Origin of the sequence: Streptomyces tricolor, from assembly GCF_002155905.1 — a bacterium.
GTDB classification, from domain to species: Bacteria; Actinomycetota; Actinomycetes; order Streptomycetales; family Streptomycetaceae; genus Streptomyces; species Streptomyces tricolor.
Window position 1 is genome coordinate 54,860 of the sequence record NZ_MUMF01000065.1, and the last position, 11,175, is coordinate 66,034.

Here is an 11,175-nt window from a genome sequence, read left to right on the forward strand (position 1 = left end):
GTACGTCACGGCGTACGCCGGGTGTCCGTCACAGGGTGCGCAGCAGCACCGCCGGCTGTTCCACGCAGTCCGCCACGTACCGCAGGAAGCCGCCCGCCGTGCCGCCGTCGCACACCCGGTGGTCGAAGGTGAGCGAGAGCTGGACGACCTGGCGGACGGCCAGCTCGCCCTCGTGCACCCACGGCTTGGGGACGATGCGGCCGACGCCCAGCATGGCGGCCTCCGGGTGGTTGATGATCGGGGTGGAGCCGTCCACGCCGAAGACGCCGTAGTTGTTCAACGTGAAGGTCCCGCCGGTGAGTTCCCCGGGGGTGAGCGTCCCCGCGCGGGCGGCCTCGGTGAGCCGGGCGAACTCGGCGGTCAGGGACTCGGCGTCGCGCGCGTGGGCGTCCCGGACGACCGGCACGACCAGGCCGCGTTCGGTCTGGGCGGCGAACCCGAGGTGGACGTGGTCGAGCCGGACGACCTCGCGGGCCTCGGTGTCGACGAAGGAGTTCAGCTCGGGGAACCGGGCCAGGGCCGCCGTGCAGATGCGGGCGAGCAGCGCCAGCAGGGAGATCTTCGGGCCTCCCGCGGCGTTCATGGCGGTGCGCGCACGCATGAGTTCGGTCGCGTCGGCGTCGACCCAGCAGGTCGCGTCCGGGATCTCGCGGCGGCTGCGGGAGAGCTTGTCGGCGACGGCGCCGCGCACGCCCTTGAGCGGGATCCGGACGCCGGCCTCGGCCCGGGGCGCCGCCGCGGGGGTCCGCACGGCCGGCTCCGCGGCGACCGGCTCGGCGACGACCGGTTCCCGCGCCGCGCGGATCCGCTCGCCCGCGGTCCGCAGCGCGTTCTCGACGTCCGCGCGCAGGATGAGGCCGTCCGGGCCCGATCCGGCCAGCTGCCGCAGGTCGACGCCGTTGTCCCGGGCGAGCTTGCGCACGAGGGGGGAGATCACGGGGACCGGTCCCTCGGCGGGTGCGGGCGCGGGCGTGGAGACGGGTTCCGGCGGGGACGCCGGGGCCGGTGCCGTCACGCGCGCGTGGGGGGCCGCCGCGGCGGTCCCGGGCCGCCGCGGCTGTCCGTCGGCGGCCGTGCCCGCCCGTACCCTTCGGCGGCGGGCCGCCGGGGCCTGGGTGCCGTAGCCCACCAGGACGTTGCCGGAGCCCTCGGGCTCCGCCGCGGGTGCGCCGACGGCGACCGTGAGGAGCGGGGCGCCGACGGGCAGTTCGGTGCCCTCCTCGCCGAAGCGGGCGGTGACCACACCGCCGTAGGGGCAGGGCACCTCGACCATCGCCTTGGCCGTCTCCACCTCGACCACCGGCTGGTCGACGGCGACCACGTCACCGACCTTGACCAGCCAGCGGACGATCTCCGCCTCGGTGAGCCCCTCGCCGAGGTCGGGCAGCTTGAACTCCAGCACCTGAGCCATCAGCCCTCAACCTCCCACTGCAGCCGGGCCACGGCGTCCAGGATGCGGTCGACGCCGGGCAGGTGGTGCCGCTCCAGCATGGGCGGCGGGTAGGGGATGTCGAAGCCGGCCACGCGCAGCACCGGCGCCTCCAGGTGGTGGAAGCAGCGCTCGGTGACGCGGGCCGCGATCTCACCGCCCGGGCCGCCGAAGCCGGTGGACTCGTGGACGACGACCGCACGGCCGGTGCGCCGGACGGACGCGCAGACCGTCTCGTCGTCGAACGGCACCAGGGAGCGCAGGTCGACGACCTCCAGGTCCCAGCCCTCGGCCTGGGCGGCCTCGGCCGCCTCCAGGCAGACCGGCAGCGAGGGGCCGTAGGTGAGGAGCGTGGCGCTGCGGCCGGTGCGCCGCACCACGGCGCGGCCGATGGGCTCGACCTCGGTCGGGTCCTCGGGGTTCCAGGTGTCCTTCGACCAGTACAGCCGCTTGGGCTCCAGGAAGACGACCGGGTCGTCGGAGGCGATGGCCCGGCGCAGCAGCCCGTAGGCGTCGGCGACGGTGGCCGGGGTGACCACGTGCAGCCCCGGGGTCGCCATGTAGTAGGCCTCGGAGGAGTCGCTGTGGTGCTCGACGCCGCCGATGCCGCCGCCGTAGGGGACGCGGACGGTGATCGGCAGGGGCATCCTGCCGCGCGTGCGGTTGCGCATCCGGGACACATGGCTGATCAGCTGCTCGAACGCCGGGTAGGCGAAGGCGTCGAACTGCATCTCCACCACGGGCCTGAGGCCGTACATGGCCATCCCGACGGCGGTGCCGAGGATGCCGGCCTCGGCGAGCGGGGTGTCGGTGCAGCGGTCCTCGCCGAACTCCTTGGCGAGCCCGTCGGTGACCCGGAAGACCCCGCCGAGGGTGCCGACGTCCTCGCCCATGACGTGCACGGTGGGGTCGGCGGCCATCGCGTCGCGCATCGCGCGCGTGAGGGCCTGTGCCATGGTGGCGGGCTTGACGGCGACGGTGGTCATCGGGCGCCGCCTTCCCACGCGCCCGGCTCGCCGTGCTGCTCCTGCTCGGCCTCCAGCTCGGCCCGCAGCAGGGCACGCTGTTCGCGCAGCTGCGCGGTGGTCTCGGCGTAGACGTGGTCGAAGAGGTCCATGGGGTCGAGTTCGGGGTCCTGGTTCATGCGTTCCCGCAAGGCGGCGGCCATCGTCTCGGCGTCCTGCCGGGCCGCCTCGATGCCGGCGTCGTCGAGCAGGCCGCGCGAGGTCAGTTCGCGTTCCAGCAGGTCGATCGGGTCGTGGTCGCGCCATGCCGCGACCTCGGCGTCGCCGCGGTACCGGGTGGCGTCGTCGGCGTTGGTATGGGCGTCGATGCGGTACGTCACCGCCTCGACCAGGGTCGGGCCGCCGCCCGCGCGGGCACGCCGCACGGCGTCGCTGAGGACCTCGTGCACGGCCGCGGCGTCGTTGCCGTCGACCAGCCGGCCCGGCATGCCGTACCCGACGGCCTTGTGGGCCAGGGAGGGGGCGGCGGTCTGCTTGGCGAGCGGGACGGAGATGGCGAAGCCGTTGTTCTGCACGAGGAAGACGACCGGCGCCTGCCAGACGGCGGCGAAGTTCAGCGCCTCGTGGAAGTCGCCCTCGCTGGTGCCGCCGTCGCCGACCATGGCGAGCGCGACGACGTCGTCCCCCTTGAGGCGGGCGGCGTGCGCGAGGCCGACGGCGTGCGGCAGCTGGGTGGCGAGCGGGGTGCTGAGCGGGGCCACCCGGTGGGCGTAGGGGTCGTAGCCGCTGTGCCAGTCGCCGCGCAGCAGGGTGAGCGCCTCGGCGGGGTCCACGCCCCGGGCGACGACGGCGAGCGTGTCGCGGTAGCTGGGGAAGAGCCAGTCCCGCTCCTCCAGGGCCAGGGCCGCGGCGACCTCGCAGGCCTCCTGGCCGGTGCTGGACGGGTAGACGGCGAGCCGGCCCTGTTTGGTGAGGGCGGTGGCCTGCGTGTTGTAGCGGCGCCCGCGCACCAGCTGGGCGTAGAGCCGGCGCAGCAGGTCGGGGTCGGCCTTTCCGGCCGCCTCGGTGCCGAGGACGCGGTAGGGCTCGGCGTCGGGCAGCAGCGGCGCGGGGTCCATACGGGGCTGCCAGGCGGGCGGCGGCGATGGCCGGTACGCGCCCCGCTGCTCCAGAACCGTCATGACGGCACCTCCTCGTGGGAGCGGCTACGGGAGGCGGGTCGGCTGTGACCCGCCTCACCAACCGATTGTTCGGTCGTCGGCACATTTTGGCTACAGGCCCCTCGAGGCTGTGGACAAACGGTTCTCCACAGCCTGCAATGAACGCAGGACGTCCACGGCGAGGAAGCGGGGGGACATGGGACCTGAACAAATGGCCGACGGGCCGCAGGACGGCGTCGTGCTGCCGCCGCCCCGCCCCCTGGACGCCATCGATCAGGACATCCTGCGGATCCTCCAGGCGGACGGCCGTGCCTCGATACGGTCCGTCGCCGAACGCGTCCACGTCTCGCGCGCCAACGCCTACGCGCGCATCAACCGGCTCGTCGAGGACGGGGTGATCCGGGGCTTCAGCGCGCGCGTGGACCACGAGCGGGCCGGCCACGGCACCTCGGCCTACATCACGCTGAAGATCGTCCAGAACAGCTGGCGGACGGTCCGCGAGCAGCTCAGACAGCTGCCCGGCGCCTCCCACATCGCCCTGGTGGGCGGCGATTTCGATGTGCTGCTGCTGGTGCACACGCCCGACAACCGGGCGCTGCGCGAGCTGGTGCTGACCCGGCTCCAGGCGATTCCCGAGGTGCTCAGCACCCGCACGCTGCTGGTGTTCGAGGAGGAGGACCTGGAGCCGGACAGCTGAGGTCAGCCCTGGCGCAGCCCCGAGAAGACCAGCCGGACCACGGCGTCGGCCACCTCCCGGTCGCTCGCGCCCCGCGCGTCCGGCCGGTACCACTCCACGATGGAGTTGATCATTCCGAAGACCAGCCGGGTGGCCAGGCGGACCTCGACGTCACCGCGGACGTCCCCGTCGGCCGCCGCCGCCTTCAGCAGCTCCGCCACCCGGTGGTCGAAGTCGCGGCGCCGCTCCAGCGCCCACCGCTCGGTCTCGGTGTTGCCGCGCACGCGCAGCAGCAGCGTCACGTAGGGCAGCTCGGCTATGAGCACCTCGACCATGCGGCGCACGACGTGCTCCAGCCGGTCGGCGGGCCGCCCCGCGCGCGCGTGCTCCTCCTCCAGGATGGCGAACAGCCCGTCCAGAGCGCGGCTGACGGCCCGCCGCAGCAGCTCCTCCTTGCCGCTGACGTGGTGGTAGATCGACGACTTGGAGATGCCGGCCGCCTTGGACAGGTGCTCCATGGAGGTGCCGTCGTAGCCGCGCTCGTTGAAGACCCGTACGGCGACCGAGAGCAGCGTCTCCGGGGTGTAGGTGTCGCGCTTGGCCGTGGTCATGGGGTGCCCTCCCGCTTGTCGATGGCGTAGGCGTGGCGGTAGAGCGCGAGGGAGGGCGCGTAGCGTCCGGAGGGGTCGCGCTCGTGCATCTCGTCCAGCACGTCGAAGGCGAACTCGCGGCCGAGCCTGCGGTCCCACTCGAAGGGGCCGAGCGGGTAGTTCACGCCCAGGCGCATCGCGGTGTCGATGTCCTCCTCGGTGGCCACGCCCTTGGCGACGGCGTCGTGGGCGAGGTCGACGATCCGGGCGACCGTGCGGGCGACGATCATGCCGGGGACGTCCCCGATGACGCTGACCTGCTTGCCGAGCGCCTGGAACAGGCCGGTGGCCTCGGCGAGGGTCTGCGGCGAGGTGTCCTGGGCGGCGGACAGGGCGATCCGGGTGGCCGCGCGGTAGTCCAGGGCGAGGTCGAAGTAGACGACGTCCCGGAACTCCGCGGAGGTCTGGCCGTCGGCGAGGACCAGCTGGCCGCCGCTGGGCAGCACCAGCCGGGTGCCGTGGTCCTCGTCCTCCTCGCGGACCTGGATGCCCGCCTCGCGGATCAGTGTGAGCAGCTCGCCCGCCGGACCGAGGCCGCCCTCGGCGACGACGTGGGCGGGCGGCTGCTCCTTGTCGGCGGTGTGCGGCTCGGGCCGCTCGGCGCCCTCGGCGTAGTCGTACCAGCCCCGCCTGCTCTTGCGGCCCAGCCGGCCGGACTCCACCAGCCGGCGCTGGGCCAGCGAGGGCGTGAAGCGCACGTCCTGGAAGAAGGACTGCCACACCGAGTGGGTGACGGACTCGTTGACGTCCTGGCCAATCAGGTCGGTCAGCTCGAAGGCGCCCATCTTGAAGCCGCCGCACTCGCGCAGGACCGCGTCGATGGTGGCCGGGTCGGCGGCCTGGGCCTCGTAGACGGCGAACGCCTCGGCGTAGAACGGCCGGGCGATCCGGTTGACGATGAAGCCGGGGGTGTCCGCGCAGGCCACCGGCGTCTTGCCCCAGGCGCGGGCGGTCTCGTACGCGCGCGTGGCCGACGTGACGTCCGTGGCGAACCCGGAGACCACCTCGACCAGCGGCAGCAGCGGCGCCGGATTGAAGAAGTGCAGGCCGACGAAGCGGCCGGGGTGACGCAGGGCGCCGCCGATGGCCGTCACCGACAGCGAGGAGGTGTTGGTGGCGAGCAGGCAGTCCTCGGCGACGATCTCCTCCAGCTCGCCGAAGAGCTGCCGCTTGACGTCCAGCCGCTCAAGGACGGCCTCCACGACCAGCCCGCAGTCGGCCAGGTCCGCGAGGCTGTCCACGGGCTTGAGGCGGGCACGGGCGGCGTCGCGATCGGCGCCGGTGAGCCGGTCCTTGGCCACCAGCCGGTCGAGACGGGCGCCGATCGCTTCGGCCGCGTCCCGGGCCCGCCCGGGGACGGTGTCGTACAGCCGTACGGGATGGCCGGCGACCAGCGCGACCTGGGCGATTCCCTGGCCCATGGTGCCGGTTCCGACGACGGCCACGGGGCTGCTGAGGTCGAGTGCTGTCATGTGCGCGATCCTCCCGCACGGGGTTTTCCACAGATGCGGCGGACCCCCTTGAACCGACCGATCGTTCGGTTACTCTAGCTCTGACCGTCCCATCCCGCTGCTCTTTCTGCCAGGTCCGGACTCGAAGACGAGTTCTCCAGACGAGGAGTTGGTCCCGCATGGCCGCCGAACTGACCGCGCCCGAGCTGATCGCGAAGCACCGGCCCACTCTCGATCAGGCCCTGGAAGCGATCCGCACCCGTGCGTACTGGTCGCCCCACCCCGAGCACCCGAAGGCCTACGGCGAGAACGGCAGCCTCGACGCGGCGGCGGGCAAGGCCGCCTTCGACGCCCTGCTGGGCAACCGCCTCGACCTCGCCGACCAGCCCGGCATCGACGACTGGGTGGGCGACGAGGTCTCGCCGTACGGCATCGAACTGGGCGTGACCTATCCGCACGCGGACCTCGACGTGCTGCTGCCCGCGATGCGCGCGGGACAGCGCGCCTGGCGGGACGCCGGTCCGGAGCTGCGGGCCATGGTGTGCCTGGAGATCCTGAAGCGGATCAGCGACCGCACCCACCAGTTCGCGCACGCCGTCATGCACACCTCCGGCCAGGCGTTCATGATGGCGTTCCAGGCGGGCGGCCCGCACGCCCAGGACCGCGGCCTGGAGGCGGTGGCGTACGCGTACGCGGAGCAGATCCGCACCCCGCAGTCGACGGAGTGGTCCAAGCCGCAGGGCAAGCGCGACCCGCTGGCGCTGGCCAAGACGTTCACGCCGGTCCCGCGCGGCATCGGCCTGGTCATCGGCTGCAACACCTTCCCGACCTGGAACGGCTACCCGGGCCTGTTCGCCTCCCTGGCCACCGGCAACGCGGTCCTGGTCAAGCCGCACCCGCGCGCGGTGCTGCCGCTGGCGCTGACCGTCCGGATCGCCCGGGACGTGCTCGCCGAGGCGGGCTTCGACGCGAACCTGGTCGCGCTGGCCGCCGAGCGCTCCGGCGAGGGCATCGCCAAGACCCTCGCGCTGCGCCCCGAGATCAAGATCATCGACTACACGGGGTCGACGGCGTTCGGCGACTGGCTGGAGGACAACGCCCGCCAGGCGCAGGTCTACACGGAGAAGGCCGGCGTCAACACCGTGGTCGTGCACTCCACGGACGACTACAAGGGCATGCTGTCCAACCTGGCGTTCTCGCTGTCCCTGTACAGCGGCCAGATGTGCACCACCCCGCAGAACCTGCTCATCCCCCGCGACGGCATCACCACCGACCAGGGCCCCAAGTCCTTCGACGAGGTCACCGCCGACCTCGCCCGCGCGGTCGAGGGTCTGCTCGGGGACGACGCGCGCGCGAACGCGCTGCTCGGCGCGATCGTCAACCCGGACGTCAAGGCCCGTCTGGAGGCCGCGGCCGGGCTCGGCGAGGTCGCCCTCGCCTCCCGCGAGGTCGCCAACCCGGAGTTCCCGGGCGCGGTGGTCCGCACCCCCGTCATCGTCAAGCTGGACGGCGCCAAGCCGGACGACGAGGCCGCCTACATGAGCGAGTGCTTCGGCCCCGTCTCCTTCGCCGTCGCGGTCGACTCGGTGACGGACGCGGCGGAGCTGCTGCGGCGCACGGTCAGGGAGAAGGGCGCCATGACGGTCGGCGCGTACACCACGGACGCCGGCGTCGAAGAGGCGATCCAGGAGGTGTGCCTGGAGGAGTCGGCCCAGCTGTCGTTCAACCTGACCGGCGGGGTGTACGTGAACCAGACCGCCGCCTTCTCCGACTTCCACGGCTCGGGCGGCAACCCGGCGGCGAACGCGGCCCTCACCGACGGCGCGTTCGTGGCCAACCGGTTCCGGGTGGTGGAGGTACGCCGGCAGGCGTGACGCTCCGCCGGCCCTTACGGGACGCGATGCGCTCCCTGGGTCGCGCTCCAGTGGTACAGCGTCATCGCCACGCTGGTGGCGAGGTTGTAGCTGGAGACCTGGGGGCGCATCGGGAGGCGCAGGAGGTGATCGGCTCGGGCGCGGAGCTGCGGCGACAGGCCGGTGCGCTCCGAGCCGAAGGCCAGCACGGCGTCGTCGGGCAGCGCGGTGCCGCGGATGTCCTCGCCCTCCGGGTCGAGGGCGAACAGCGGGCCGGCGGGCAGTTCGTCGACGCCGAGACGCTCCACGGCGGTCGCGAAGTGCAGGCCCGCGCCGCCGCGCAGCACCGTGGGGTGCCAGGGGTCGAGGGTGCCCGTGGTGACCACACCGGTCACCCCGAAACCGGCCGCCAGCCGGATCACCGCGCCCGCGTTGCCGAGGTTGCGGGGGTTGTCCAGGACCACGACGGGCGCGGTGCGGGGCGTGCGGGCGAGGGCGCGCAGGTTGTCCTCGCGGGACGGCCGTACCGCGAGGGCGGCCACGCCGGTCGGATGAGGCCGGGGCACGAGGGAGGCGTACGCCTCCGGGGACACCTCCGTCAGGAGGGCGTCCAGGGTGCCGCGCACGTCCCCGGCCAGTTCCCCGGCGAGGGCCAGCGCGGCCTCCCGGTCGGTGGTGACCGCGACCGGCACCTGCGCCCCGAAGCGCAGCGCGTGCTTCAGGGCGTGGAAGCCGTCGAGCAGCACGGCGGTGTCCGCGTGCGCCCGCCAGCGGCTCAGCGGGTCGGTCATGCGCTGAACCCTACGCGGTCCGCCGCGCTCTCCTCCGGGGAGCGCGGGGCGGGGACCGGACGGCCGGCGCGCCGGGCGAGCCGGTCCCGCGCGCGTGCGGCCAGGCCGCCCAGCCGGCGCAGGAAGGATGTCGGCAGGAAGACGGCGTCCGCGGTGATCATCGCCAGCGAGAAGAACGGCAGGCCCAGGACGACCGCGATCACCGCGTGCTCGATCATCATCAGTGCCAGCAGGATGTTCTTCACCCGCCGGTTGAACAGCGTGAACGGGAAGGCGACCTGCACCATGACCGTCCCGTAGGCCACGATCATCAGGATCGTGCCGCTGGACGACATCAAGTCGGCCAGGGCGGGCCAGGGCGAGAAGTAGTCCAGGTGGAGCGGGTAGTAGACGGCGGTGCCGTCCTGCCAGCGCGAGCCCTGGACCTTGTACCAGCCGGCCGTGGCGTAGATCAGGCAGGCCTCCGCCATGATCACGACCAGGGCGCCGTTGTGCAGGACGTTGGCGACGACGTCCAGCAGGATCCGCGGCTGCTCCCAGGCCGCCCGGCGGCCGACGGCCCACCACAGGCCGAGCCCGGCCCAGGCCGTCCACAGCAGCGCCGGGATCAGCCAGCCGTTGTCGAACCGGCCGGTCAGCGTCGCCGTGGCGAGCGCCAGGCCGAGCACCGCCCACAGCACCGGTCCCACCCGGTCGGCGGGCACGCGCTCCCCGCGTGCGCGTGCCGCCGCGTTGTGGGCCGCGCGCCGCGCGTCCAGGGACCAGACCTGTCCGCAGCGCGTGAACAGCAGGTAGAAGGCCATCAGGTGCAGGACGTTGTCGCCGCCGTCGCCGATGAAGACGCTGCGGTTCTGCAGCGACAGCACGCCCACCATGAACAGCAGGGACGCCGTCCGGGTGCGCCAGCCGAGCAGCAGGGCCGCGCTGGCGAGGATGGCCAGCGCGTAGCAGCACTCGAACCAGAGCTGACTGTCGGACCACAGCAGCGCCGTGAAGGCGTGGTTGTCGGCGGTCAGCTCCTTGGCGAGGTTCCAGCCCCACGGTCCGGCGGGGCCGTACAGCTCCTGGCGGTGCGGGAACTCGCGCAGCAGGAACAGCAGCCAGGTCCCGGCGAAGCCGATCCGGATCACGGCGCTCTGGTACGGCCCGAGGGCGGCCTCGGTGACGCGGGCGACACCTCGCGACAGGGTCAGGGAGAGCCGGTTCACCGCACGCCTCCCGCGGCCTCGTCGGACGTCAGGGACCACCAGGGCAGCAGGCGGTAGACGGGTTTGTCGGACACCCGCTCACGGCTCCACGGCGGCGGCTGCACATTGGTGGTGCTGGACCGGACCTGCACGCGCTGGATCACGCCTTCCCGGCTCGTCGGGTCGTCCCGGTACAGACGCATGACCACGATCCGGCGCAGGTACTGCTCGGACAGGGAGCCGCGCATGCCCACGGGACGGTTGTCGGTGCCGTGCGTGGCGGTGAAGAAGTCCCAGGCCCGGCGCAGCAGGTTCTGCTGGGTGTGGCTGGGGGCGAGGTTGCCGTCGATGGCGGCGCCGTCCTGGGCGGACAGGTCGGTCCACCCGGTGGTGCGCAGTCCGCCGTCGCGCATCCGCACCTCGGCGCGGACCTGTACGGCGATGTTCTGCTGGAGCGGGTTCGGGGCGAACAGCTTCCAGTTCTGCTCGAACTCCGGGTACACCCACTCCTCTATCGCCTTGCCGTGCTGCTTCGTCACCGTGTTCGCGGGGGCGAGGCTGAGGAACACCATCAGCAGGTGCACACAGGCGGCCACGGCGACCACCGCGAGCGCCAGCGCGGCGCCGATCTGATAGCGGGGGGAGAGCGCCGCGACGCCGGTACGGGGCGCGGGCGCGGGTGCAGGCGCCGACGCGGCTGCGGCGTCCGGCGGCGGGGCCGACCCCGGCGGGGTGTCCGGGAGACGCGTCCCGGCCGACCCGTCCGGGCCCTGCGGGCCCCGCGGATCCTCGTCGTACGCGTCCATTCCGTCCCGTCCCCCGTTTCGGCTCATGCGGTCAGCTCGGTGTTCAACTCGGTCTCCGGCCCGGCCGCCCGGCTCGGCGGGTTCGGCTGAGCGGGGCGGTCCGGCGGCGCGGCGCCCGTCACAGGCGCCGCATGCGGCACGAGCGCCACGTCCCGGCGCCCGCACGGAACGGTACTCAGCCCCGGGGGCCGGGACGTGGCGCTCGTG

10 protein-coding genes are annotated in these 11,175 nt (G+C 73.2%); 2 read left to right on the forward strand and 8 right to left on the reverse strand.

The annotated features are described in order from the left end of the window. Positions 1-28: 28 nt before the first annotated feature. Genes CCN44_RS05590 through pdhA form a run of 3 tightly spaced genes read right to left on the reverse strand, consistent with a single transcriptional unit; the run spans position 29 to position 3,575 of the window. On the reverse strand, positions 29-1,411 hold the full coding sequence (locus CCN44_RS05590; protein WP_086697002.1) for a dihydrolipoamide acetyltransferase family protein: 1,383 nt from the start codon (positions 1,409-1,411) through the stop codon (positions 29-31). Then, the gene (locus CCN44_RS05595; RefSeq protein WP_086697009.1) at positions 1,411-2,415 is read right to left on the reverse strand and encodes an alpha-ketoacid dehydrogenase subunit beta; all 1,005 of its coding nucleotides are present in this window, start codon (positions 2,413-2,415) and stop codon (positions 1,411-1,413) included. Before CCN44_RS05595 ends, CCN44_RS05590 begins: the two co-directional genes overlap by 1 nt. Continuing rightward, entirely contained in the window at positions 2,412-3,575 is a 1,164-nt protein-coding gene (pdhA, locus tag CCN44_RS05600; RefSeq protein ID WP_086697003.1) for a pyruvate dehydrogenase (acetyl-transferring) E1 component subunit alpha, read from the reverse strand. The genes CCN44_RS05595 and pdhA overlap by 4 nt, the downstream gene beginning before the upstream one ends. A 190-nt stretch (positions 3,576-3,765) precedes the next feature. On the opposite strand from pdhA, the gene CCN44_RS05605 reads away from it, so the two are divergent. Then, positions 3,766-4,251, forward strand: coding sequence for an Lrp/AsnC family transcriptional regulator (locus CCN44_RS05605; protein ID WP_059250083.1), 486 nt, complete (start codon positions 3,766-3,768; stop codon positions 4,249-4,251). A gap of 2 nt (positions 4,252-4,253) precedes the next feature. On the opposite strand, the gene CCN44_RS05610 is transcribed toward CCN44_RS05605, so the two are convergent. Both CCN44_RS05610 and CCN44_RS05615 read right to left on the reverse strand, forming a co-directional pair. Further along, positions 4,254-4,841 (reverse strand): TetR/AcrR family transcriptional regulator, encoded by a 588-nt coding sequence (locus tag CCN44_RS05610; RefSeq protein ID WP_059250082.1) that lies wholly within the window; start codon positions 4,839-4,841, stop codon positions 4,254-4,256. Beyond that, the gene (locus tag CCN44_RS05615; protein WP_086697004.1) at positions 4,838-6,352 is read right to left on the reverse strand and encodes a 3-hydroxyacyl-CoA dehydrogenase; all 1,515 of its coding nucleotides are present in this window, start codon (positions 6,350-6,352) and stop codon (positions 4,838-4,840) included. The genes CCN44_RS05610 and CCN44_RS05615 overlap by 4 nt, the downstream gene beginning before the upstream one ends. Before the next feature lie 158 nt (positions 6,353-6,510). Here CCN44_RS05615 and paaN point away from each other — a divergent pair, with 158 nt between their 5' ends. Continuing rightward, positions 6,511-8,205 (forward strand): phenylacetic acid degradation protein PaaN, encoded by a 1,695-nt coding sequence (gene paaN, locus CCN44_RS05620; RefSeq protein ID WP_086697005.1) that lies wholly within the window; start codon positions 6,511-6,513, stop codon positions 8,203-8,205. Between the two features lie 14 nt (positions 8,206-8,219). On the opposite strand, the gene CCN44_RS05625 is transcribed toward paaN, so the two are convergent. Genes CCN44_RS05625 through CCN44_RS05635 form a run of 3 tightly spaced genes read right to left on the reverse strand, consistent with a single transcriptional unit; the run spans position 8,220 to position 10,968 of the window. Further along, positions 8,220-8,975 carry a TrmH family RNA methyltransferase gene (locus tag CCN44_RS05625; protein ID WP_086697006.1) on the reverse strand — a complete coding sequence of 252 codons (756 nt, stop codon included), beginning with the start codon at positions 8,973-8,975 and terminating at the stop codon, positions 8,220-8,222. Continuing rightward, positions 8,972-10,183: an HTTM domain-containing protein gene (locus CCN44_RS05630; protein ID WP_059250078.1), complete on the reverse strand. Its 1,212-nt coding sequence runs from the start codon at positions 10,181-10,183 to the stop codon at positions 8,972-8,974. The genes CCN44_RS05625 and CCN44_RS05630 overlap by 4 nt, the downstream gene beginning before the upstream one ends. Further along, the gene (locus CCN44_RS05635) at positions 10,180-10,968 is read right to left on the reverse strand and encodes a DUF5819 family protein (protein WP_086697007.1); all 789 of its coding nucleotides are present in this window, start codon (positions 10,966-10,968) and stop codon (positions 10,180-10,182) included. The genes CCN44_RS05630 and CCN44_RS05635 overlap by 4 nt, the downstream gene beginning before the upstream one ends. Positions 10,969-11,175: the final 207 nt, after the last annotated feature.

Bases quoted from the DNA above. Each gene is read 5' to 3' on its own strand.
- CCN44_RS05590 (WP_086697002.1), bottom strand. From the start codon at position 1,411: ATGGCTCAGGTGCTGGAGTTCAAGCTGCCCGACCTCGGCGAGGGGCTC.
- CCN44_RS05595 (WP_086697009.1), bottom strand. From the start codon at position 2,415: ATGACCACCGTCGCCGTCAAGCCCGCCACCATGGCACAGGCCCTCACG.
- pdhA (WP_086697003.1), bottom strand. From the start codon at position 3,575: ATGACGGTTCTGGAGCAGCGGGGCGCGTACCGGCCATCGCCGCCGCCC.
- CCN44_RS05605 (WP_059250083.1), top strand. From the start codon at position 3,766: ATGGCCGACGGGCCGCAGGACGGCGTCGTGCTGCCGCCGCCCCGCCCC.
- CCN44_RS05610 (WP_059250082.1), bottom strand. From the start codon at position 4,841: ATGACCACGGCCAAGCGCGACACCTACACCCCGGAGACGCTGCTCTCG.
- CCN44_RS05615 (WP_086697004.1), bottom strand. From the start codon at position 6,352: ATGACAGCACTCGACCTCAGCAGCCCCGTGGCCGTCGTCGGAACCGGC.
- paaN (WP_086697005.1), top strand. From the start codon at position 6,511: ATGGCCGCCGAACTGACCGCGCCCGAGCTGATCGCGAAGCACCGGCCC.
- CCN44_RS05625 (WP_086697006.1), bottom strand. From the start codon at position 8,975: ATGACCGACCCGCTGAGCCGCTGGCGGGCGCACGCGGACACCGCCGTG.
- CCN44_RS05635 (WP_086697007.1), bottom strand. From the start codon at position 10,968: ATGGACGCGTACGACGAGGATCCGCGGGGCCCGCAGGGCCCGGACGGG.